This is a genomic window from Streptomyces sp. enrichment culture, from assembly GCF_964272855.1.
Classification (GTDB): domain Bacteria; phylum Actinomycetota; class Actinomycetes; order Streptomycetales; family Streptomycetaceae; genus Streptomyces.
Genome location: NZ_OZ186847.1, coordinates 2,733,903 through 2,758,243 on the forward strand (window position 1 = coordinate 2,733,903; position 24,341 = coordinate 2,758,243).

Genomic DNA, 24,341 nt, shown 5'->3' on the forward strand with positions numbered 1-24,341 from the left:
GCGTCCCGTTGTGCCTGGCCCGATACTTGCTCGCACAGCGTGGCGGCAGGCCCGCGCTGAGGCACGAAACCGGGGGATGAGCCGTGTCCGACGGACGGCTGGCCGGCATCGGGATCGCCGAGTACACCACAAAGGCCCACCGGCCGCTCGCCCACGCGGTGAGCGATGTCGAAGCCCTCTCCGAACTGCTGAACGAGACCTTCGAGGGGCAGATACTCAAGAACCCCACCGAAACGCACCTGCGGACCTTCTTGAAGTCCCTCAAACGCTCACTGGACGGTGGCCCCCTGGTCGTCGTCTGGAACGGCCACGGCGTTCCCTCCGCCGCCGGACTGCGGCTGCCCGCGACCGACAGCGGCGCGGACGCCGACGACGGACTGGGCGTCGCCGACGTCGTCGGCCCGTGCGCCCTGTCCGGCGCGAACCAGTTGCTGTTCGTGTTCGACACCTGCTTCGCGGGTGAGGCCATCCCCGCGGGCGACCTGGCCACGCAGATCATGCGGGCCACCCAGGACGCACGACAGGTCTGGGTGGGGGTCGTCACCTCGTGCCTGACACTGGAGACCGCCCGAGACGGGCTGTTCGGCAAGCGGCTGCGAAAGATCCTGCGCTCCGGCCCGGATCTTCCCGAACTGCGGGTGCGCTGGTCCGTCCACAACAAGTACGTCCGCGGCGACGACGTCTGCGACGCCGTGCTCAAGGAATGGGACAGCGCGGCGCAGTCACCGGACTTTCAGTCCAGGGGCAACGCCTGGTGGATGTTCGCCAACCCGCTCTACCGGCCCGGCGCCCCCGAGCAAGTGGTCGAGCACCTGCTGCGGGCGGCACGCAGCGGGGCACCGCTGAACGAGCGAACGTGGTTCACGGGCCGTACGGCGGAGGTGAACCAGGTCGTCGCCTGGGTGCGCGACCGGCAACCCGGACTGTATGTCGTCACCGGGTCGGCCGGAACCGGGAAGTCGGCGATCGTGGGCCGGGTCGTCAGCCTGTCCAACCCCGACGAGCGTGGGCGGCTGCTCGCGGACGGGCACACGTGGAGCCATGAGCTGCCGGAGGAGCGGTCGGTCTCGGCACACGTCCATGCCCGCGGACTGACGGCTGACCTGGCGGCGGACGTGCTCGCCGGGCAACTGGTGCAGTGCGGACTGCTGACCCCGCAGGAAGCCCGACGCAACGCGAGCGAGCTGGTGGGCGAAGTGCAGCGGGCCGTCGAGGAGGGGTCCCTGCGGCCCGTCCTCGTCGTGGACGGCCTGGACGAGGCACGCGGCGAGGCATTCACCATCGCCGACGACCTGCTGACACGGTTGTCCCGGTACGCCACGGTGATCGTGTCCACGCGGGAGATGCAACGGGGCGAGGGACAGCTCCCGTTGGTCGCGACCCTGACGCCGGAGGGCCCGGGCATCGACCTGGACGAGGAGGCCGTACGGCGACAGGGCCAGGAGGACCTCGCGGAGTACGTGCGGTTACGGCTGCGGGGCATCGACGGCCGGATGGACGCCGGTGCCATCGCCGCGCACCTCTTCGGCGCGGACGCCGACGACACCACTCAGCACACCTTCCTGCTGGCCAGGCTGGTGTCCGACCAGTTGGTCGCCGCTCCTGTGGACACGTCGGCGGAGCGGTGGACGGAGGAGGTCAGCCACTCGGTGGAGGAGGCCCTGGACATCGATCTGGCGACGGTGTCCGTGCCGGGGCATCGCGCAGCGGACGGTGAGGTGTCGCCGGTCGCCCTCGCGCGCAGCGTTCTGCGCGCGCTGACCTGGGGGTACGGAGCCGGCTTCCCGGAAGCGGAGTGGCTCGCGGTCGCGAACGCCGAGGCGCCCGAGGGGGTCGAGGTCACCCGGGAGGACATCGGCTGGGTGCTGGACCAGTTGGGGCGGCACATCATCCAGGACGGGGAGGCGAACGTCGCCGTCTACCGGATGGCGCACCAGAGCCTGGCCGACCACTTGCGCCCGCCGTACCGGGGGTCGGCGGAGGAGCCGTTCAACCCGGAGGCGTCGAAGGTCGCCGAGGCGATGGCGGGGCGGTATCGGACGCTGCTGGAGGCGGGAATTCCCGCTGACGAGCCGCACTATCTGTGGCTGTACGCCTGGCGGCATGCGGCGGAGGCGGGGCCGGCAGGGGTCGAACTCTTGTCGTCGCTGGTGGAGGAGAGCGTCGAGCTGCTGCCGGATCTGGGGCTGGCGGACTCGCTGGTCAGCGATCGGTTCGGGTACTGGGGGCGGTGGCAGGACGCCCTGCCGGTCGCGCAGCGTGCGGTCGAGCTTTATCGCACCCTGGCCGAACACGACTTCTACATCTCGGACCTCGCCGATGCCCTCGACACCTTGGCGACCTGCTACGGCGGCCTCGGACGGCACACCGAGGCTCTCTCGTCCGGCAACGAAGCCGCCGCCCTCTACCGCACCCTCGCCGAGGAAAGCCCCGCCCACCTCCCCGATCTCGCCAACGCCCTCAACAACCTCGGCAACCGCTACAGCAACCTCGGACTACACACCAAAGCGCTGACACCCGCCGAAGAGGCCACCACCCTCTACCGGGCTCTCGCCGAGGAGAACCCGGCCCACCTCCCCGACCTCGCCAACGCCCTCAACAACCTCGGCAACCGCTACAGCAACCTCGGACGCCACACGGAAGCACTCGCGTCGACAGAGGAAGCCGTACGCCTGCGCCGCACCCTCGCCGACGAAAGCCCCAACTACCTTTCCAACCTCGCCAGCGCCCTCAACAACCTCGGCATCCGCTACAGCGACCTCGGGCAACACGCCAAAGCGCTCGCCCCCACAGAGGAAGCCGTACGCCTGCGCCGCACCCTCGCCGACGACAACCCCGCCCACCTCCCCAGCCTCGCCAACGCCCTCAACAACCTCGGCATCCGCTACAGCGACCTCGGGCAACCCATGAAGGCGATCGGGCCGACCCAAGAAGCCATCGCCCTGCTCCGGCCAGTCAGCGAGGAGAACCCTGCCTACGTTCCGGATCTCGCCAGTGTCCTCAGCAACCTCAGCGTCTGCTTCAGCGACCTCGGACAACACAGCGAAGCGCTCCCACTCGCCGAGGAAGCCGTACGCCTGCGCCGCACCCTCGCCGACGAGAACCCCGCCCACCTCCCCAGGCTCGCCAACGCCCTCAGGAACCTCGGCATCTGCTACAGCAACCTCGGCCGGTACGCCGAGGCACTCCCGCCCACCGAAGAAGCCGTCCACCTCCAGCGCGCGCTCGCCGACGAGAACCCCGCCCACCTGCCCAAGCTCGCCAACGCCCTCAGCAGCCTCGGCATCTGCTACAGCAACCTCGGCCGGTACGCCGAGGCACTCCCACCCACCGAGGAAGCCGTCCACCTCCAGCGCGCGCTCGCCGACGAGAACCCCGCCCACCTCCCCGACCTCGCGAGCATCCTCAACAACCTCGGCAACCGGTACACCGACCTCGGCCGGTACGCCGAGGCACTCCCGCCCACCGAAGAAGCCATCGACCTCCAGCGCGCGCTCGCCGACCAGAACCCCGCCTATTTCCCCGACCTCGCCAGATCCCTCAACAACCTCGGCGTCCGCTACAGCGACCTCGGGCAACACGCCAAAGCCACTCCACCCGCCGAAGAAGCCGTACGCCTACGCCGCGCCCTCGTCGACGAGAACCCCGCCCACCTCCCCGACCTCGCCGGCACCCTCGGCAACCTGGGCCTCGGTTACAGCCGCCTCGGGCAGTACACCAAAGCCCTGCCGCCCATCGAAGAAGCCGTCACCCTCTACCGCACCCTCGCCGACGAAGACCCCATCTACCTCGACCACCTCGCGAAGGTGCTCAACAACCTCGATGACGTCTGCACCGCACTCGGACGATCAGCCGGTGCCGTCTGGGCGGACATACTCGACGGAGCCCCTCCGCGCCATACCGCAACTCTGCTGCTGTCCCGGTCGGCAACCACGCAGGCCGGTGATCCCCGAGCGATCGAGTGGCTCGTGGCCTGCGACTCCCTGAACGCCTCACTCCCCCGGCCTCGGCTCGCCGCCCTGCACGCGGAAGTCCGCAGACACCGAGCCGCCGCCCCCACGGCATTCGACGACGCCTGGTCGCGACTGACGGGCGCGAAGCCGCCCCACTGGTCCAGACTCGAAGGCGAGCTGCTGAACCAGGTCACGGCATGGATCGAGACGGAAACCTACGAAGCTGAGCGAGACCATCTCGCCGCACACTCCGAGATTCTCGCGCCGGAGGCCGACGCAGCCGTGGACGAGGCACTGCTCGGCATCATCGAGGAGGAGGCACAACGCTTCCGGGGCCTACGCTTGGACGCCCGCACTCACGGCGTCGAGGCCGCATATCGTCCCCTCCTCCACGTCATCCTGCTGCACGAGTTCGCCAACGCCGACTTGGCCACGCAGCGCATCCTGCTCACCGAGCGCCGCGACGACCTGCTGGGAGACACCGTCCGGCAGGCACTGTCCGAGCTGTTCGAAGCCAACGACTCGCAGACACCGTCGATCGAGTACAGGCAAGCGGCCAACCTCCTGTACCTCGCCTCTCTCAACGCCCACGGGCCGGCCCTGGACGCCCTGGCCGACTGGCATCGATTCCCCGCTCTGCTCGTCGCTCTGGCCCGAGACCCCGATCCGTCCGCCCTGGGAGCTACGGCCTACCTGGCGCGTCTCAGCGCGACGAACGCCGACCAGGCGGCCATGGCCGATTTCCACCAGGCTGTCGCGGCAGCCATCGACGACGACCCCGAATCCGCCTCAGCCCTCCTCGCCTCAGCCCACGCCCTGACTCCCGCCTCCGCCCCCGCCTGGATCAACGACCTCGCCGAAATCGCCCGCCGCCACCAGGCCGTACTCCCCCTCATCCCCACCCTCACCACCCTCATGACCACGCCGAAGGACACGGAGGACGAATCAGATGCCACCGACTGACCTGATCGTCGTCCTTCCCGGCATCACCGGCAGCACCCTTCGCAGCCCCGACGGCCTCGTCTGGTCCCCCACCGCAGGCGCGGTCCTCACCGCGATCAAGACGCTGGGCGCCTCCCTCACCCGCCTCCGGCTCCCGGAGGGCCTGGGCGACGAGCATCCGGGTGACGGTGTGGAACCCGTCGACCTGGCCCAGGACGTGCATGTGATCCCCGGCGTCTGGACCCCGGTCAAGGGCTACGACATCCTCCTGGACCGCCTCCGCGCTCTCGGCTACCGCGACTGCACCACCGAGCCCGACCCTGAGGCGCCCCCGGGCAACCTCCTCCCTGTCCCCTACGACTGGCGCCTGTCCAACCGCTACAACGGCCGTCGCCTCGCCGGAATCGTGGAACCGGCCCTCGCCCGCTGGCGCGCCCAGGGCAGTCGGTACGCCGACGCCCGGCTCGTCTTCGTCTGCCACTCGATGGGCGGCCTGGTGGCCCGCTGGTACGTCGAGCACTGCGGCGGCGCGGAGCACACCCGCAAGCTCATCACATTCGGCACCCCGTACCGCGGTGCGGTCCAGGCGCTGGGCCAGCTCCTCAACGGAGTGCGCAAGGGGATCGGCCCGCTGTCCGTGGACCTGACCGAGTTCGCCCGGAGCATGCCGTCGCTGCATCAGCTGCTGCCGGAGTACGCCTGCATCGAGCACGCCGGCACCCTCGCCAAGACCACGGAGATCGACGTACCGGGCCTGGACCGGAAGCAGGCCGCCGACGCCATGCGCTTCCACAACCGGCTGCGCGAGGCCGAGGCCACCCGCCCCGCCTCGCTCACCACGACCTACGCGATCATCGGCACCCAGCAGAACACCCCGACCACCGCCACCCTCACCTTCGGCGGCGGTGTCACCCTCCACCCCGTCTACAGCACCGAGAACCTCTTCGGCGACGGCACCGTCCCGATCGTCGGGGCCTGCCGTGCCGACGTCCCCATGGACAGCAACCTCCTGCGCCGCGTCCCCGACCGGCACGGCAACATCCACCGCAACGCGGCCGCGCTCGACGAGTTGGAGGGCATCCTCACCGCCAGCCCCGTCGTCGTACGGGCCCCCGAGACCAGCGGCTTGCGGCTCGACGTGCCCGAACTCGTCATCGGCGGGGAGAAACTGACCGTACGGCTGGCCACGGCCGACGGTTCACGGGCCACGGTGCGCCTGGTCGTCGGCGACTTGCGCCGGCCGGAGCAGGCGCGGGTGGTCACGGCCGGTTCCGAGGCCGTCGAGGCGGTCTTCGAGGACCTGCCCCCGGGGGCCCACGCCGTGACCGCCGTGAGCGCCGTGCCCGGTGCGCGGCTCTCCCCGGTGAGCGCGGACACCCTGGTCTGGGCGTAGCCGCGCCTCAGCCCGCCTTGGCGGTGCCCTCGATCAGCCGGCGCAGGCCTTCCGTCAGCCGGTCCGCGTCGGGGGCGGTGTTCGGGTCGAACGTCCACTGGGCGATGATGCCGGTCATCAGGGTGACGAGGAACTGGCCGAGGGTGTCCGCGGTCTCGTCGCTGACGTCCTCCTCCGCGCCGCCCGTCAGCAGCGGGACGAGGCCGCGCCCGGCCTCCCGCTGCGCCTGCGCCAGGAGGTCGCGCGCCTCGGGCATCTGATCGCCCATCACGACGATCTCCATGCTCAGGTGCCAGATCGAACCGGGCTCCCGCATGGTCGCGATGATGTTGGCCCACACGTCCCGGAACCGTTCGAGGGAGCCGGGCTCGCCCCGCAGCTCTCCCCCGCCGTCGAAGGCGTCGCCCATCCCCTCGACGAGCGAGACGTACGCCTGCGCGAGGAGCGCGTCCTTCGAGCCGTAGTGGTAGCCGATGGACGCCAGGTTCGTCCCCGACTCCTTGACGATGTCCCGCGCCGTCGTGCGCGCGAACCCCTTGGCGAGCAGGCAGCGCTTGGCGCCTTCGAGCAGATCTTCGCGGTGTCCCATGCGGTCAGCGTAGCGCCCGATCTATACGGTCGTACTAGACAAGCGTATTAGACATCCGTACAGTCGCCGCCATGACAACGAACCCCCAGCCCGCCCCACCCCGCGCCGGCCGTCGTGAATGGACCGCCCTCGGCGTGCTGATGCTCCCGCTGCTGCTGGTCTCGATGGACGTCTCCGTCCTGTACTTCGCGGTGCCGGCGATCAGCGCCGACCTCGCCCCGACCGGCACCCAGCAGCTGTGGATCTTCGACATCTACGCGTTCGTGCTGGCGGGGCTGCTGATGACGATGGGCTCGCTCGGCGACCGCATCGGGCGGCGCAGGCTGCTGCTGATCGGTGCCGCCGCCTTCGGCGCCGCCTCGCTCGCGGCGGCGTACGCGGACAGCGCCGAGATGCTGATCGCGGCCCGCGCGGTGCTCGGCCTCGGCGGGGCGACCCTGATGCCGTCGACGCTCGGCCTGATCCGCACGATGTTCACCGACGCCGGCCAGCGGGCGAAGGCGATCGCTCTGTGGTCGGGCGTGATGACGGCCGGCGTCGCCCTCGGCTCGGTGCTGAGCGGCGTGCTGGTGGAGTTCTTCTGGTGGGGCTCCGTGTTCCTGATCAACCTGCCCGCGATGGCACTGCTGCTGGTGCTGGGCCCGGTCCTGCTCCCGGAGGCCCGCGACCCGGAGCCCGGCCGCTACGACTGGCCGAGCGTGCCGCTGTCGCTGGCCGCCGTCCTCCCCGTGATCTACGGCCTGAAGGAGATCCCCTCGGAGGGCTGGAACGTCCGCTACGTCGTCGCGATCACCGTCGGTCTGCTCTTCGCGGCCCTGTTCGTGCACCGGCAGCGCACCGCCGCGCACCCGATGATCCCCCCGGCGCTGTTCCGCGGCCACGGCTTCGGCCCCGCCGTGGCCCTCAACATGCTCTCCGCCTTCGGGATGATGGGCTCGGCGTTCTTCACCACGCAGTATCTGCAGTCGGTGCTCGGCAAGAGCGCGATGGAGGCCGCCCTGTGGGCGCTGCTCCCCTCGGTCCCGATCGGTTTCGCGGCGCCCTTCGCGACGGGGCTCGTCCAGCGGGGCGTGCCGCGTGGCCGGGTGGTCACGGCGGGCTTCGCGGTCGCCGCGAGCGGGTACGCGCTGCTGGCCCTCGCCGACACGGACGCGCTGGTGCTGGTGCTGACCGCGTGCGGGGTGCTGGCCTGCGGGATCGTGATGGTGATGTCGCAGATGACGGACCTGGCCCTCGGCGCCGCCCCGGTCGAACGCGCCGGTTCCGCCTCGTCCCTGCTGGAGACCGGCACGGAGTTCGGCGGCGCCCTGGGGATGGCGGTGCTCGGCTCGATCGGCACGGCGGTGTACCGGCGTGGCATCCCGTCGTCGGCCCCGGACGCGGCCCAAGAGACGCTGGGCGGGGCGCTGGCGGTCGCCGGGCGGCTGCCGGGGCGCGCGGGAGACGCCCTGGCGGTCGCCGCTCGCGAGGCGTTCACCGACGGCATGCGGGCGGCGGGGATCGCGGGGACGGTCCTGCTGGTCGCGGGGGCGGTCCTGGCGGCTGTGACGCTGCGGCCGGGCACCCTCGGCACAGAAAAGCGCCGGACGGGCGCGATCAGCCCGTCCGGCGCTTGAGGAAGCGTTTGAGGACGAGGCCCGTTCAGGGCCGAAGCGGGGGCCCGGGGGCGGCAGCCCCCGGGGGACGGTCACCTCAGACCAGGTTGACCGACCGCGCCGACGTCGCGCCGATCTCCGCCGCCACCTCGGCCAGCACCGCGGCCGGCACGGTGTCGTCGACGGTCAGCACGGCCAGCGCCTCGCCGCCCACGGCGGCCCGGGCCACCTGCATGCCCGCGATGTTGATGCCCGCCTCGCCGATGACCCGGCCGACGGTGCCGACGACACCCGGACGGTCCTCGTACTTCAGCACGACCATGTGGTCGGCGAGCGCGAGGTCCACGTCGTAGTCGCCGACGGCGACGATCTTCTGGAGGTGCTTCGGGCCGGCCAGCGTGCCGGACACCGACACCTCCTCGCCGCCCGACAGGGTGCCGCGCACGGTGACCACGTTGCGGTGGTCCGGCGACTCGGAGCTGGTGGTCAGCCGCACCTCGACGCCGCGCTCCTGCGCGAACAGCGGGGCGTTGACGTAGGAAACCGTCTCGTCGACGACGTCCTCGAAGACGCCCTTGAGCGCGGACAGCTCCAGCACCTTCACGTCGTGCTGGGTGATCTCGCCGTACACCTCGACGTCGAGGCGGACCGCGACCTCGCCGGCGAGCGCGGTGAAGATCCGGCCCAGGCGCTCGGCGAGCGGCAGACCCGGCTTGACGTCCTCGGCGATGACGCCGCCCTGGACGTTCACCGCGTCCGGGACCAGCTCACCGGCGAGCGCGAGACGGACGGACTTGGCGACGGCGATACCGGCCTTCTCCTGCGCCTCGTCGGTGGAGGCGCCCAGGTGCGGGGTGGCGACGACCTGGTCGAACTCGAACAGCGGGGAGTCCGTGCAGGGCTCCTTCGCGTACACGTCCAGACCGGCACCGGCGACCCGGCCCTCCTTGAGGGCGGAGTACAGCGCCTCCTCGTCGACGATCCCGCCGCGCGCGGCGTTGACGATCCGCACGCTCGGCTTGACCTTGCGCAGCGCCTCGTCACCGATCAGACCGACCGTCTCCGGCGTCTTGGGCAGGTGGACGGTGATGAAGTCGGAGACCTCGAGCAGCTCGTCCAGCGACAGCACCTTCACGCCCATCTGGGCGGCCCGCGCGGGCTGCACGTAGGGGTCGTAGGCGACGACCTTCATGCCGAAGGCGGACATGCGCTGCGCGACGAGCGCGCCGATCCGGCCGAGGCCGACGACGCCGAGGGTCTTCTCGGCCAGCTCGACACCGGTGTACTTGCTGCGCTTCCACTCGCCGTTCTTCAGCGCGGCGTTGGCCTGCGGGATGTTGCGGGCGGTGGCGAGGATCAGACCGCAGGCCAGCTCGGCGGCGGTCACGATGTTGGACGTGGGGGCGTTGACGACCATCACGCCGGCCTTGGTGGCGGCGGAGACGTCCACGTTGTCCAGGCCGACGCCGGCTCGCGCGACGACCTTCAGCTTGTTCGCGGCGGCGATCGCCTCGGCGTCCACCTTGGTGGCGGAGCGGATCAGGATGGCGTCGACGTCGGCGATGGCCGGCAGCAGCTCTGCCCGGTCCGCGCCGTTGCAGTGCCGGATCTCGAAGTCCGGACCGAGCGCGTCCACGGTGGCGGGCGACAGCTCTTCAGCGATGAGTACGACAGGTTTCGAGCTCACGTGAGTCCTCACAAGTCCAATGCGTGCGGACGGCCGTCCCGACGGCCGCAGGCGGAGGAGGGGCTTAGCCGCGTGGAAGACGCACGACGCTGTGGGCCTGACGCGTATGTTGTGCAGAAGTGTAGTGGCGTGGCGGAGGGCGTCTTGCGCCTCTGCGGAAGGATCACCCGTCCGTGGCTGGACGGGATGGACAACGCCTTCTTCTTCGACGTTACCCCTGGTTCGCCGAAGGGGCTGTCGTCGACGACGACAGCCCCTCGGATGAGGCTTACGCCTCCTCGTTCACCCAGCTCATGAGCTTGCGCAGCTCCTTGCCGGTGGTCTCCAGCAGGTGCTCGGCGTCCTGCTGCTTGTACTCGTTGTACTTCTTCAGACCGCCGTGGTACTCGTCCATCCAGGTCTGGGCGAAGGTGCCGTCCTGGATCTCGGCGAGGACCTTCTTCATCTCGGCCTTGGTGGCGTCGGTGATGATCCGCGGGCCGGTGACGTAGTCGCCCCACTCGGCGGTCTCGGAGATCGACCAGCGCATCTTCTCCAAGCCGCCCTCGTACATGAGGTCCACGATCAGCTTCAGCTCGTGCAGGCACTCGAAGTACGCGATCTCCGGCTGGTAGCCCGCCTCGGTCAGCGTCTCGAAGCCGGCCTTCACCAGGGCGGCGGTGCCACCGCAGAGGACGGCCTGCTCGCCGAACAGGTCGGTCTCGGTCTCCTCGGTGAAGGTCGTCTTGATGACGCCGGCGCGGGTGCCGCCGATGCCCTTGGCGTACGACAGGGCGAGCGCGAAGGCGTTGCCGGTGGCGTCCTGCTCGACGGCGGCGATGCAGGGAACGCCGCGGCCCTCCTCGTACTGGCGGCGGACCAGGTGGCCCGGGCCCTTCGGGGCGACCATGCAGACGTCGACGCCGGCCGGGGGCTTGATGAAGCCGAAGCGGATGTTGAAGCCGTGGCCGAAGAACAGCGCGTCGCCGTCCTTCAGGTTCGGGGCGATGTGCTCCTCGTAGACCTGGGCCTGGATCGGGTCCGGGACGAGGATCATGATGACGTCGGCCTCGGCGGCGGCCTCGGACGGCGTCACCACGCGCAGACCCTGCTCCTCGGCCTTGGCCTTGGACTTGGAGCCCTCGTGCAGACCGACGCGGACGTCGACACCCGAGTCACGCAGCGACAGGGCGTGGGCGTGGCCCTGGCTGCCGTAACCGATGACCGCGACCTTGCGGCCCTGGATGATGGACAGGTCGGCGTCGGCGTCGTAGAACAGCTCGGCCACTTTGGGTTCTCTCCTTGTGTGCAGGTGTTGCGTCCCACCGTATGACGGCGGGGGGAAGGGAAGTTCGGGGGTCTCGGTATACGGGCGGTCGCTCGACCGCCCGTAGAGCGGATCAGGCGCTTCGGTCGAGGGCGCGCAGCGAGCGGTCCGTGATGGAGCGCGCGCCGCGGCCGATCGCGATGGTGCCGGACTGGACCAGTTCCTTGATGCCGAACGGCTCCAGCATCTTCAGCATGGCCTCCAGCTTGTCGCTGGAGCCGGTGGCCTCGATGGTGACGGCCTCCGGGGAGACGTCGACCGTCTTGGCGCGGAACAGCTGAACGATCTCGACGATCTGGGAGCGCGTCTCGTTGTCGGCGCGCACCTTCACCAGAACGAGTTCCCGCTGAACGGCCGAACCGGGCTCCAGCTCGACGATCTTGAGCACGTTGACCAGCTTGTTGAGCTGCTTGGTCACCTGCTCCAGCGGCAGGTCCTCGACGTTCACCACGATGGTGATGCGGGAGATGTCGGGGTGCTCGGTGACACCGACGGCGAGCGAGTCGATGTTGAAGCCGCGGCGGGAGAACAGGGCGGCGATCCTGGCCAGGATGCCGGGCGTGTTCTCCACCAGGACGGAGAGCGTGTGCTTGGACATGGTCTGCTTCCTTTACCTACGGCTCTCAGTCGTCTTCGTTGTCGCCGAAGTCGGGGCGGACGTCCCGGGCGGCCATGATCTCGTCGTTGGAGGTGCCGGCGGCGACCATCGGCCACACCATCGCGTCCTCGTGGACGATGAAGTCGATGACGACCGGACGGTCGTTGATCGAGTTCGCCTCCTCGATGACCTTGTCGAGGTCGGCCGGGTCCTCGCAGCGGATCGCGTAGCAGCCCATGGCCTCCGACAGCTTCACGAAGTCGGGGATGCGGGTGCCCTGGCCGGGTGCCTTGCCGTCGTGGTCCGGGCCGGAGTGCAGGACGGTGTTGGAGTACCGCTGGTTGTAGAAGAGGGTCTGCCACTGGCGGACCATCCCGAGGGCGCCGTTGTTGATGATGGCGACCTTGATCGGGATGTTGTTCAGGGCGCAGGTGGTGAGCTCCTGATTGGTCATCTGGAAGCAGCCGTCGCCGTCGATCGCCCAGACCGCCTTGTCGGGCGCTCCGGCCTTGGCGCCCATGGCGGCCGGGACCGCGTAGCCCATGGTTCCGGCGCCGCCGGAGTTCAGCCAGGTGGCGGGCTTCTCGTACTGGATGAAGTGCGCGGCCCACATCTGGTGCTGGCCGACGCCCGCCGCGAAGATCGTGCCCTCCGGGGCGAGCCGGCCGATGCGCTCGATGACCTGCTGCGGGGAGAGCGAGCCGTCCTCGGGCTGGTCGTAGCCGAGCGGGTAGGTGTCGCGCCAGCGGCTCAGGTCCTTCCACCAGGCGGAGTAGTCGCCCTGGTGGCCCTCGCTGTGCTCCTTCTGGACGGCCTGGATGAGGTCGGCGATGACCTCGCGGGCGTCACCGACGATCGGCACGTCGGCGGCGCGGTTCTTGCCGATCTCGGCGGGGTCGATGTCTGCGTGGACGATCTTGGCGTACGGGGCGAAGCTGTCCAGCTTGCCGGTGACGCGGTCGTCGAAGCGGGCACCGAGGGCGACGATCAGGTCGGCCTTCTGCAGCGCGGTGACGGCGGTGACCGCACCGTGCATGCCCGGCATTCCCACGTGCAGCGGGTGGCTGTCGGGGAACGCGCCGAGCGCCATCAGGGTGGTGGTGACGGGCGCTCCGGTGAGTTCGGCGAGGACCTTCAGCTCGGCGGTGGCCTTCGCCTTGAGGACGCCGCCGCCGACGTAGAGCACCGGCCGCTTGGCGGCGGTGATCAGCTTGGCGGCCTCGCGGATCTGCTTGGCGTGCGGCTTGGTGACGGGCCGGTAGCCGGGCAGGTCCATGGTGGGCGGCCAGGAGAAGGTGGTCTTCGCCTGGAGCGCGTCCTTGGAGATGTCGACCAGGACCGGGCCGGGGCGGCCGGTGGAGGCGATGTGGAACGCCTGGGCGATCACCCGCGGGATGTCCTCGGCCTTGGTGACCAGGAAGTTGTGCTTGGTGATCGGCATGGTGATGCCGACGATGTCCGCCTCCTGGAAGGCGTCCGTACCGATCGCCGAGGAGGCGACCTGGCCGGTGATCGCGACCAGCGGCACGGAGTCCATGTGCGCGTCGGCGATCGGGGTGACCAGGTTGGTGGCGCCGGGGCCGGAGGTCGCCATGCAGACGCCGACGCGGCCGGTGGCCTGGGCGTAACCGGTGGCGGCGTGGCCGGCGCCCTGCTCGTGGCGGACCAGGACGTGCCGCACCTTGGTGGAGTCCATCAGCGGGTCGTACGCCGGAAGGATGGCGCCGCCGGGAATACCGAATACCGTGTCGGCGCCGACCTCCTCGAGAGAGCGGATGAGGGACTGCGCACCCGTGACGTGCTCGGGGGCGGACTGCTGTCCTCCGGATCGGGGCCGCGGCTGCGGATGGGCCCCGGTGGCCTGCTCGGTCATCGGCATTCTCTTCTCGATGCTGAGGGTTTTTGCGAGTTTTGTGCGGTGTACGACTGCTGTACGACAGGTGCCTGTGCAACAAAAAACCCCTCGTGCCGAAAGGCAAGCGAGGGGAGCGCGCCGGTGAGGTCGCTGGGGGTTCCGGATCTCCTCCGGTGGGTCCCAGCTCAGCCGACGCGCTGTCCAAGTACGAGAATTCGGGTGCGCATGGCACTGACCCTCCCCCCGGCACGCACCCACTGTCAAGTAGGTGGGACGGGAGTCTCATTATGTGAGCGGAGGGCCGTCCCGCCTCCGAAGACGGCGGTCACGCCACCCGTGTACACCCCCGCACCGCCGCCCGCCAGAGCGGGTTCGGCCGGTCCGTGCGGCACCGGAAAGTGGCCGGATCCGAGCGCCCGGCGCAGCCGGTACTCGTCCAGCGGACCGGCGAAGGCCATGCCCTGCCCGTGTGTGCAGCCCATCGAGCGCAGTGCCACCACCTGCTCCGGCAGATCCACGCCCTCGGCCACCGACTTCAGCCCGAGGTCCCCGGCGATCCGCAGCAGCCCACTGGTGATCTTGTGCAGCCGCGCGGACTCGACGACGCCCTCGACCAGGCCCCGGTCGAGCTTCAGCACGTCCAGCGGGAGCCGCCGAAGCGCGGTGACGGCCGGGCAGCCGGTACCGAAGCCGTCCAGCGCGATCCGCACGCCGAGCCGCCTCAGACCGCTCAGCCGGCGCTCCAGCTCGTCCAGCGGGATCCGCTGATCGATGTCCGACAGCTCGATGACCAGTGAGCCCGACGGCAGTCCGTGGCGGGTGAGCAGCGCCTCCACCGAGCCCACGGGCATCGAGCGGTCCAGCAGCCTGCGGGCGGTCATCCGCACCGAAACCGGCACGGTGAGCCCGCTCGCGGCGCGCTCGGCGGCCTGCTCGACGGCCTCCTGGATCATCCAGCGGTCCAGCTCGGCGGTCTTGTCGCTGTCCTCGGCCACCCGCAGGAACTCGGCGGGCGTGAACAGCACACCCTGCGAGGACCGCCAGCGCGCCTGTGCGGTGACCGACGAGATCCGGCCGTCCGCCAGCCGCACCACCGGCTGGTGCAGCAGCGTGAACTCGCCGTCGTGCAGCGCGGCCCGCAGCCGGGTGGCCAGCTCCGCCTTGCGTACGACGTCCTGCTGCATCTGCGGCTTGTACAGCTCGACCCGGCCCTTGCCGGCCGACTTGGCCCGGTACATCGCCAGGTCGGCGTTGCGCAGCAGCTCGCCCGCGCCGAGGCCGGGCTCGGCGAAGGCGACCCCGATGGAGGCGGCGACCCGGACGTCGTTGCCGTCGATGACGTACGGCTGCGAAAGCTTCACCCTGAGGCGGTCGGCGAGCTCCAGGATGTTGCGTTCACGGGCGGCGCGGTCACGGGTGCCGTCGCCGACGATCAGGGCCGCGAACTCGTCGCCGCCCAGCCGGGAGGCGGTGTCGCCCTGCCGGACGGCCTCCTGGAGTCTGCGGGCGGCCTGCACGAGGAGTTCGTCCCCGGCCTGGTGCCCGATGGTGTCGTTGACGGCCTTGAAGCCGTCCAGGTCGATGAAGAGCACGGCCGTGCCCCGCAGGGCGCCCCGGTCGGAGGCGCGGCGACCGGACAGTGCCTGCTGGACGCGCTTGGTGAACAGCGCGCGGTTGGGCAGGTCGGTGAGCGGGTCGTGCTCGGCGTTGTGCTGCAACTGCGCCTGCAGGCGCACGCGCTCGGTCACGTCCCGGCTGTTGAAGATCAGGCCGCCGTGGTGCCGGTTGACGGTCGACTCGACGTTCAGCCAGCCGCCTTCCCCGGACCGGAAACGGCACTCGATGCGGGTCGTGGGTTCCTCCAGGGGACTGGCGGCGAGGAACCGGCGCACCTCGTGCACCACACAGCCCAGGTCCTCCGGATGGATGAGATCGGCCAGTTCGGAGCCCACCAGGTCCTCGGCGGGGCGTCCGTAGACCCCGGCGGCGGCCGGGGAGACGTACCGCAGGATGCCGTTGGGCGCGGCGATCATGATGACGTCGCTGGAGCCCTGCACCAGGGAGCGGAAGTGGTTCTCCTTCTGCGCCAGCTCCTGGGTGAGGGTGATGTTGTCGAGCAGCATGATCCCCTGGCGCACCACCAGCGCGAGCACCACGGTGCCGCCGGTGAGCAGCACCACGCGGTCGACGCTGCGGCCGTTGAGCACGTTGTAGAGGATCCCCAGCGTGCACACGGCGGCGGCGAGGTACGGCGTGAGGGCGGCCAGCGAGCCGGTGAGCGGACGGGTGGCCGCGTAGCGGCTGTGCTCGCCCGGCGGCACCGGTCCGTTCGGGTGGGGGGCCGGGCCGCGGTGGCCGGGCACGTGCTCGTGCACCACGCGCGTGTGCTGCTCCTCGCCCTGCCGGGGCGCCACCCAGGGGGCGTACGCCAGGAGCAGGGAGCCGGCGAACCAGCCCGCGTCCAGCAGCTGGCCCGAGCGGTAGCTGTGGTGCAGCAGCGGCGAGGTGAACAGCGCGTCGCACATCACCGTCAGGGCGAGCGCCCCGATGGCGGTGTTGACGGCGGAGCGGTGCGCGCCGGTGCGCCGGAAGTGCAGCGCGAGCACCATGCTGACCAGGGCGATGTCGAGCAGCGGGTAGGCGAGCGACAGCGCGGTGTGGGCCACGCCGGGTCCGCCGCCCTTGGCCGCCTGCGCCAGCGCCAGGCTCCACGACAGGGTGAGCAGCGAGCCGCCGATCAGCCAGGCGTCCAGCGCCAGGCAGACCCAGCCCGCCTTCGTCACCGGCCGCTTGGCGAGGACCAGCAGGCCCACGATGGCGGGCGGCGCGAAGCACAGGAAGAACAGATCGGCGTAGGAGGGGCTGGGCACGGGCCGCCCCAGGACGACCTCGTACCAGCCCCAGACCAGGTTGCCCATCGCCGCCATCGCGGAGGACAGCGCGAACAGCAGCCAGGCGGGCCGGAAGCGGACCCGGCGGCTGCGGGCGTAGGCGAGGCAGGACACCGCTGCGGCGCCGGCCGCCGCGGCCAACCCGAAGTCCCCCATGATCAGGGCGAGTTGTGCCGAGCCCCAGCCGAACGCGGAGCCGACGGCGTAGGCCGCGCACAGCAGCGCCAGCAGCAGCTGGTGGACCGGCCTCGGTCCGCGGCGCGCGGCGGGCGGCCCCGGCCGCAGCGCACCCGGGACGCGCTGGGCCCGCAGACGCCTGTCGAGGGTGGTGGGGGCCGAGGGCGCGTTCACCGGTCCCTCCCGGTCCGCGGCGCCGAGCCCGCGTCCCGCGGGTCCCGCTGGGCCGGATGGGCGTGCCGCCTGCGGCTGCCGTACCGGCGGTGGTGATGACTGTGGTTGTGGCTGCCGTGGTGGCCGCCATGACCGGCGTGGTGGCCGCGTCTGCGCGTGGCCGTGCGCCAGGGTCGCCGCCGGCGGCCCCGCCGAGTCGGATCGTTGGTCCATAGGCCGTGCATCGCCCGTCGCCCCCCTCGCAGTCTGAAATGTCCATCCCCGGCGCCGAACGGTGGCGGCGCAACCCCTGTCGGGACGATACACCAGTATCGTCACTCAGGGACATAGGTTCTCTACGCTCCGTGACCACCAGCGGGAACGCGGGTACGGACCGCATCCGTGAGATCACGGAGGGTGCCCGAAGCGGATTACACGACTGCCGTCCCCGGATCACCGGTCCCGTCGGCGCCCGTCGTAAGGATCACGTTGCGCAGCGGCCGCCGGTTCACGAAACGGCTCAACTGGTCCACCAGGAGCCGCTTGGCGCGGGGCAGGAACGCGGACGTGGGGCCGCCGACATGCGGGCTGATCAGCACGCCCGGCGCCCGCCACAGGGGGTGGTGCGGCGGCAGCGGCTCGGGGTCCGTGACGTCGAGGGCCGCGGTGATCCGGCCGCCCTCCAGCTCGCCGAGCAGCGCCTTGGTGTCGACGACGGGGCCGCGGGCCACGTTCACCAGCAGCGCTCCGTCCTTCATCCGCGCGAGAAACTCGGCGTCGACGAGGCCCCGTGTGGCGTCGGTCAGCGGGGTGGACAGCACGACGACGTCCGCGTCCGGGAGCAGGGAGGGCAGGTCGGTGAGCGGATGCACGGGCCCGCGCGCCGTGGTGCGCCCTGAGCGCGCGACGCGCGCCACCCGCGCCACCTCGAAGGGTTCGAGCCGGTCCTCGATGGCTGATCCGATCGAGCCGTAGCCCACGATGAGGACGTTCTTGTCGGCCAGCGCGGGCCGGAATCCGCCACGCCACTCACCCCGGTCCTGGGCCCGTACGAAGTCGGGAACGCCCCGCAGGGAGGCCAGGATCAGCGTCAGGGTCAGCTCGGCGGTGCTCGCCTCGTGCACCCCGCGCGCGTTGCAGAGCCGCACCCCCGCACGGATCCGGTCCAGCGCCGGCTCCACGTGGTCGATGCCGGCGGACAGCGTCTGCACCACCTCCAGGGAGGTCATCCCGGGCAGGGGACGCTGCCCCAGTTCTGCTGGCTTCATGTAGGGGACGACGTAGAAGACGCAGTCCGCGGGGTCCGAGGGAAAGGTTTCGGCGCCGTTCCAGAAGCGGTACGCCGGGCCCTCCGGAAGCCCCTCGATCTCCTCCGGCGGGATGGGCAGCCACACGTCAGCAGTCATGGTCAGGAGGCTATGTCAGGAGCCCGTGGGCGCAGAGGTTAGGTTGGGGGCCGGGAGAGGGAGGGTCACGACCAGGTGGAGCGCAGGACGATCGGCGCGGCGGCACTCGCGGTGGGGGCCGTCGGACTCGGGTGCATGCCGATGAGCTGGGCGTACAGCACGTCCAGGCAGCGGGGCGACGAATCGGTCAGGGCGGTGCACCGGGCGTTGGATCTGGGCGCGACACTGCTGGACACCGCCGACATGTACGGGCCCTTCACCAACGAGCTGCTGGTGGGCCGGGTGCTCAAGGAGCGGCGGGCCGACGCCTTCGTCTCGACCAAGGTGGGGCTGCTGGTGGGCGAGCAGCACATCGTGGCCAACGGCCGCCCCGGCTATGTGAAGCGGGCGTGCGACGCGTCGCTGCGGCGGCTCCAGACGGACGTGATCGACCTCTACCAGCTGCACCGCGCCGACCCCGAGGTGCCGGTCGAGGAGACCTGGGGCGCGATGGCGGAACTCGTCCAGGCCGGAAAGGTACGGGCGTTGGGCTTCTGCGCGGTGGGGGCGCGGGGCGGACGCCGGTCCGGCAACCGCCTGTACGACACGACCATCCGCCAGCTCCAACGGATCCAGCAGGTGTTCCCGGTCAGCGCCGTGGAGGCGGAGCTGTCGGTGTGGTCGCCGGAGGCCCTGGACACCCTGCTCCCCTGGTGCGAGACGCGCGGCCTCGGCTTCCTGGCGGCGATGCCGCTCGGCAACGGTTTCCTCACCGGCACGCTGCCCCCCGGCGAGGGCTTCGAACCGGACGACATGCGCGCCCGCCACCCCCGCTTCACCGCCGAGATGATGGCCGCCAACCAGCCCATAGTGGTCGGCCTGCGCCGCGTCGCCGCCCGGCACGGCGCCGAGGTCACCCCCGCCCAGGTCGCCCTGGCCTGGATCCTCGCCCAGGGCCGCCACGTCGTCCCGGTGCCCGGCACCAAGCGGGAGCGCTGGGCCGGCGAGAACGCGGCCGCCGCGGAGCTGCGGCTGTCCGCGCAGGACCTGGCGGAGATCGCGGGACTGCCGAGGGCCCAGGGTTCCTGGGACTGAGGGCGGGCGGTCGGTTCGGGTCCCGGTGAACGGGAACCTGAGGGGCGCGAGCGGTGTATGACAGGTAGAAGCTGCGCTGGAGACCGCCGCGTCGAAGGGACCAAGATCGTGCAACGTCGAGCTGTGACGGCCGTGTTGGCCGCGGCCGCCCTCGTGCTGACGGCCGGCTGCTCCTCCGGTGACGACGGAGGAGAACCGGGCGCCGGTGAACGCGCCACCCCGAGCCGTACGGCCGCGCGGTCGCCCTCCGGACCCGCCGCCGAGAAGACCCCGCACGCGACCGGCACCGTGAAGGTCGTCCGCACCGTCGCCGAGGGCCTGGACAGCCCCTGGGGCCTCGCCCCGCTGCCGGACGGCGACCTGCTCGTCTCCTCCCGCGACGACGGAACGATCGTCCGCGTCGACGGCAAGACCGGCAAGAAGACCGAGTTGGGCGAGGTGCCCGGCGTCTCCGCGGCCGGCGAGGGCGGCCTGCTCGGCCTCGCCCTCTCCCCCGACTACGCCTCGGACCACATGGTCTACGCCTACTTCACCTCCGCCTCGGACAACCGCGTCGTGCGGATGCTCCTCGACGAGGAGAAGCCCGAGGGCGAACAGCTCGGCGCCCCCGACACGGTCTTCCGGGGCATCCCCAAGGGCTTCGTGCACAACGGCGGCCGCATCGCCTTCGGGCCGGACAGGATGCTCTACGTCGGCACGGGCGAGAGCGGCGAGGAGGGCCTGTCCCAGGACAAGGACTCCCTGGGCGGCAAGATCCTCCGGCTGACCCCGGAAGGCGAACCAGCCCCGGGCAACCCGTTCCCCGACTCCCCCGTGTACTCGTACGGGCACCGCAATGTGCAGGGTCTCGCCTGGGACGGCAGACAGCGGCTGTTCGCCGCCGAGTTCGGCCAGGACACCTGGGACGAGCTGAACGCGATCAAGCCGGGCGGCAACTACGGCTGGCCGGAGGCGGAGGGCAGGTCCGACGACGACGCCTTCCACGACCCGACGGCCCAGTGGACCACCGACGAGGCATCCCCCAGCGGCATCGCGTACGCCGAGGGATCGATATGGATGGCGGGCCTGCGCGGCCAGCGTCTGTGGCGCGTCCCGCTGAAGGGCACCGAGACCTCGGCCGACCCGCAGGCCTTCCTCGAAGGGGACTACGGGCGGCTGCGCACGGTGGTCTCCGCGGGCGGCGACAGGCTCTGGCTCGTCACCAGCGAGACGGACGGCCGCGGCTCCCCCGGGGACGGTGACGACCGGATCCTCGAGCTGAAGGTGAGCTGATCCCGGCCCGGGGCCGCCTGTGCCCCGGCCTCCTCACTCCCCCTCGGTGTCCTCGTGCGAGCCGGGCTTCTGCGGCCCGGATCGCCGTACGACGACCTTCCCGGAGGCGAGGTCTATCGGCCCGCGCCCCGGATCCGCGTCCCCGACGTCCTCACGGGTCAGCTCCAGCCGGTTCTGCTCGTCACGGGTGTGCTTGCGGCCCGGGGCGAACAGTTCCTCGAAGGGGTTGAACACGGAACCTCCTTGGCCGGCGTCCCTCCAGCGTAAGGCTCACCCGTCCGGTCCGGCCGGGAGCGGTTCCGGGGGGAACAGGCCCAGCCGGTGGGCGACCGCCGCCGCCTCGCCCCGGCCGGAGACCCCGAGCTTGGCCAGGATGTTCGACACGTGGACGCTGGCCGTCTTCGGCGAGATGAACAGTTCCCCGGCTATCTGCCGGTTGGTGCGGCCGGCCGAGACCAGGCGCAGCACGTCCCGCTCCCGGCTGGTCAGGCCCAGTGCCTCGGCCGGGTCGGCGGTGGCGAGGGCGTGCGGCGAGGTGCGGGTCAGGGAGAGGCGGGCGCGCTGGGCGAGCAAGGTGACGGCGTCGGCGAGCGGGCGGGCGCCGAGGTGGTCGGCGACGGCGTGGGCGAGGCGCAGCAGCTCGGCGGCCCGCTCCCGCTCGTCCTCGCCGCCGGACGCGAGCAGCGCCTCCGCCAGTCGGTGGCGGACGCGGGCCAGGTCGTAGGGGCGCTCCAGCTGTTCGAAGGCGGTGACCACGTCGGACCAGGTGTCCGCGTCGGCGGTGCCCTCGGCGCGGCGCAGCTCGGCGCGGACCCACCGCTCGTGGGCGAGCCAGACGGGGGCGTCGGTGGTGAGGCGCTTGGCGGAGTCGCGCAGGCGGTCGATCGCCTCGGCGCGGCCCGGTCGCGCGGCGGGCAGGTCGCGGTGGTCGGCCTCGGCGGTGGCGCCGGCCAGGAGCAGGGGCCAGGCGTAGCGGTGGGTGCCGGGCGGGAAACCGGCGTCCAGGGCGCCTCGGAGTTCGGCGCGCAGGTCGAGGATGCGGCCCTCGGCCGCGGCGATCCCGAGGCTGATGGCGAGGAGGGGCAGTGACTGCTGGGGCATGGAGTCGTGTGTGCCGAAGTAGCCCTTGGCGGCGGCCAGTTGCCGGGCCGTCCCGGCGACTTCGCCTCGGCCGAGGGCGACTCGGGCCAGGCACATGGTGCCAAGTCCCTGGGGGCGGGCGTTCTGGCCGCGCCGCCGGGTGCTCTCCGCGGCCTCGGCAGCCTCGTCCCAACGGCCCAGGGAGTACAGCGAGTCGGAGAGATTGGCCCAGACCCAGGCCTCCGTGTTGAGCAGGCCGAAGCGCCGGCAGTGCTCGACGCCCTGTTCCAGCAGGGGGACGGCTTCCCGGGAGCGGCCCACGGACTCCAGTTCCGAGGGGAGGTTGATGTAGGCGCGGCCCGCGACGAGGGGCATGCCCTCGGCGAGGGTGCGGTCCTTGACGTCGTACATCACCGCGAGCCCGGCCTCGGTGTCGCCGGCGTCGACCATGAGGCCGCCGAGGGTCAGCCGGGCGTTCATCTCGGTCTCCCGGGCGCCGACCATGCGGGCGTACTCCACCGCCCGTTCGGCCGCGGAGAAGGCCTCCGGGCCGGGGGCGCGCAGCATCAGCCAGCCGGCGACGGCCACCAGGACATCGGCGTGCACCTGGGACGGGGGCAGGCCGCGGACCAGTTCCTGGGCGGTGGCCAGTTCCTTCCAGCCGTCGCCGCGGGCCTGGCTCTGCACGAGCTGGGCGCGCTGGTTCCAGAACCAGGCGGCGCGCAGCGGGTCGGGTTCCTCCTCCAGCAGCCTCAGGGCCCGCTTGGTGATCTTCAGGGCGCGTTCCCGCTCCCCGCAGAGCCGGCCGGCGACGGCGGCCTCGGCCATGAGGTCGAGGTAACGCAGCGGGGCGGTCGCCGGGTCGCAGCCGCACGGCGGGTAGGCCTCGGTGTGGTCGACGGGGCGCAGCGTGGCGCGGGTCTCCTCGGGGGCGGCGTCCCAGAGTTCCATCGCGCGTTCCAGCAGACGGAGTTGTTCGGAGTGGGCGTGGCGGCGGCGGACGACGGCTGCGGCGTCCAGGACAGCGGGGAGGGCCTTGGCGGGATCGTGGGCGTGGTACCAGTAACTGGCCAGCCGGGTGACGCGTTCGTCGGCGGGGACGAGGCCCGGGTCGGCCTCCAGGGCCTCGGCGTAGCGGCGGTTGATGCGGAAGCGTTCGCCGGGCAGCAGGTCGTCGCCGACGGCCTCGCGGACCAGGGAGTGGCGGAAGCGGTAGCCGTCGCCGGTGGGGGTGGCGAGCAGCAGGTGGGCGTTGACGGCGACGCGCAGCGCCTCGATGAGGTCGTCCTCGGCGAGTCCGGCGACGGCGGCGAGCAGCGGGTACTCGACGGTGGAGCCGCCCTCGGCGACGATCCGGGCGACCCGCTGGGCGGTCTCGGGCAGCGCCTCCACCCGGACGAGGAGGAGGTCGCGCAGCGAGTCGGTGAGGCCGGCGCAGGAGCCGTCGTGGGCGGCCACGGCCAGTTCCTCGACGAAGAAGGCGTTGCCGTCGGAGCGTTCGAAGATGTCGTCGACCTGGGCGGGGTCGGGCTCGGTGGCCAGGATGCCGGCGATCTGGCGGCCGACCTCCTCGCGGCTGAAGCGGGCGAGTTCGATGCGGTGGACGGTGCGCAGCCGGTCGAGTTCGGCGAGCAGCGGGCGCATCGGGTGGCGGCGGTGGATGTCGTCGGACCGGTAGGTGGCGAGGACGACGAGACGGCCGGTGCGCAGGGTGCGCAGCAGGTAGGAGAGGAGGTGCCGGGTGGAGGCGTCGGCCCAGTGCAGGTCCTCCAGGGCGAGGACGACCGTGCGGTCGGCGGCGACGCGTTCCAGCAGGCGGGCGGTGAGTTCGAAGAGGCGGGCCACGCCCTCCTCGTCGTCGTGGCGTCCGGCGCCGAACTCGCCCAGTTCGGGCAGCAGCCGGGCCAGTTCCTCCTCCTGGCCGGCGGCCGCGGCGGCGAGGGCGTCCGGCAGTTCGCGGCGCAGGGTGCGCAGCGCGGTGGAGAACGGGGCGAAGGGCAGCCCGTCGGCGCCGATCTCGACACAGCCGCCCAGGGCGACGACGGCGCCCTCCCGGTCGGCGACGGCCGCGAACTCCTCGACGAGGCGGGTCTTGCCGACTCCGGCCTCGCCGCCCAGCAGCAGCGCCTGCGGCTCGCCCGCGGCGGCCCGGGCGAGTGCGCCGGTCAGGGTGGCCAACTCCGCGGTGCGGCCGACGAACACGGGACTGACGGACTTGGTCTGCACGGGCCAGAGCATCGCACGGGGGTCCGACAGCGCGGCACCGGTTTTGCGGAGAGCAGAGGACGGGAGGGCGTACGACGCGACCGGCCCGGCGCCTGTCGGCAGGGCGCCGGGCCGGTCGGATGTGCCGGTGTCGCGGCCGGCGGC

The 24,341-nt window shown here is 71.5% G+C and carries 14 protein-coding genes; 5 read left to right on the plus strand and 9 right to left on the minus strand.

Annotation, left to right across the window (positions count from 1 at the left end; genetic code table 11):
• Positions 1–83 precede the first annotated feature (83 nt).
• Positions 84–4,916 (plus strand): tetratricopeptide repeat protein, encoded by a 4,833-nt coding sequence (locus ACSU6L_RS11365; RefSeq protein WP_437056021.1) that lies wholly within the window; start codon positions 84–86, stop codon positions 4,914–4,916.
• Positions 4,903–6,288 (plus strand): esterase/lipase family protein, encoded by a 1,386-nt coding sequence (locus ACSU6L_RS11370; protein WP_437056023.1) that lies wholly within the window; start codon positions 4,903–4,905, stop codon positions 6,286–6,288. The genes ACSU6L_RS11365 and ACSU6L_RS11370 overlap by 14 nt, the downstream gene beginning before the upstream one ends.
• A gap of 7 nt (positions 6,289–6,295) precedes the next feature.
• Here ACSU6L_RS11370 and ACSU6L_RS11375 read toward each other — a convergent pair whose 3' ends face one another.
• Entirely contained in the window at positions 6,296–6,877 is a 582-nt protein-coding gene (locus ACSU6L_RS11375) for a TetR/AcrR family transcriptional regulator (RefSeq protein WP_437056025.1), read from the minus strand.
• 71 nt (positions 6,878–6,948) lie between these two features.
• Between ACSU6L_RS11375 and ACSU6L_RS11380 the strand changes: the two genes are divergently transcribed.
• Positions 6,949–8,493, plus strand: coding sequence for an MFS transporter (locus tag ACSU6L_RS11380; protein ID WP_437056027.1), 1,545 nt, complete (start codon positions 6,949–6,951; stop codon positions 8,491–8,493).
• A 76-nt stretch (positions 8,494–8,569) separates the two neighbouring features.
• On the opposite strand, the gene serA is transcribed toward ACSU6L_RS11380, so the two are convergent.
• The 6 genes from serA to ACSU6L_RS11410 all read right to left on the minus strand — a co-directional run bounded on the left by serA (position 8,570) and on the right by ACSU6L_RS11410 (position 18,545).
• The gene (gene serA / locus ACSU6L_RS11385; RefSeq protein WP_073941085.1) at positions 8,570–10,159 is read right to left on the minus strand and encodes a phosphoglycerate dehydrogenase; all 1,590 of its coding nucleotides are present in this window, start codon (positions 10,157–10,159) and stop codon (positions 8,570–8,572) included.
• Positions 10,160–10,427: 268 nt separating this feature from the next.
• Positions 10,428–11,426: a ketol-acid reductoisomerase gene (gene ilvC, locus ACSU6L_RS11390; RefSeq protein WP_073941084.1), complete on the minus strand. Its 999-nt coding sequence runs from the start codon at positions 11,424–11,426 to the stop codon at positions 10,428–10,430.
• A gap of 112 nt (positions 11,427–11,538) precedes the next feature.
• A complete protein-coding gene (gene ilvN / locus ACSU6L_RS11395; RefSeq protein ID WP_003997672.1) occupies positions 11,539–12,063 on the minus strand; it encodes an acetolactate synthase small subunit in 525 nt (174 codons plus the stop codon).
• Positions 12,064–12,088: 25 nt separating this feature from the next.
• A complete protein-coding gene (locus ACSU6L_RS11400) occupies positions 12,089–13,942 on the minus strand; it encodes an acetolactate synthase large subunit (RefSeq protein ID WP_073941083.1) in 1,854 nt (617 codons plus the stop codon).
• A gap of 236 nt (positions 13,943–14,178) precedes the next feature.
• Entirely contained in the window at positions 14,179–17,373 is a 3,195-nt protein-coding gene (locus tag ACSU6L_RS11405; protein ID WP_437056031.1) for a putative bifunctional diguanylate cyclase/phosphodiesterase, read from the minus strand.
• Between the two features lie 197 nt (positions 17,374–17,570).
• Complete coding sequence (locus ACSU6L_RS11410; RefSeq protein WP_437056033.1) at positions 17,571–18,545, minus strand: 2-hydroxyacid dehydrogenase; 975 nt, start codon at positions 18,543–18,545, stop codon at positions 17,571–17,573.
• A 75-nt stretch (positions 18,546–18,620) separates the two neighbouring features.
• On the opposite strand from ACSU6L_RS11410, the gene ACSU6L_RS11415 reads away from it, so the two are divergent.
• Both ACSU6L_RS11415 and ACSU6L_RS11420 read left to right on the plus strand, forming a co-directional pair.
• Positions 18,621–19,619, plus strand: a complete 999-nt coding sequence (locus tag ACSU6L_RS11415) for an aldo/keto reductase (RefSeq protein WP_437056035.1) — start codon at positions 18,621–18,623, stop codon at positions 19,617–19,619.
• A gap of 57 nt (positions 19,620–19,676) precedes the next feature.
• The gene (locus ACSU6L_RS11420; RefSeq protein ID WP_437056037.1) at positions 19,677–20,891 is read left to right on the plus strand and encodes a PQQ-dependent sugar dehydrogenase; all 1,215 of its coding nucleotides are present in this window, start codon (positions 19,677–19,679) and stop codon (positions 20,889–20,891) included.
• Between the two features lie 33 nt (positions 20,892–20,924).
• Here ACSU6L_RS11420 and ACSU6L_RS11425 read toward each other — a convergent pair whose 3' ends face one another.
• Positions 20,925–21,125, minus strand: a complete 201-nt coding sequence (locus ACSU6L_RS11425; protein ID WP_437056039.1) for a DUF6191 domain-containing protein — start codon at positions 21,123–21,125, stop codon at positions 20,925–20,927.
• A gap of 36 nt (positions 21,126–21,161) precedes the next feature.
• Complete coding sequence (locus ACSU6L_RS11430) at positions 21,162–24,209, minus strand: helix-turn-helix transcriptional regulator (RefSeq protein WP_437056040.1); 3,048 nt, start codon at positions 24,207–24,209, stop codon at positions 21,162–21,164.
• Positions 24,210–24,341: the final 132 nt, after the last annotated feature.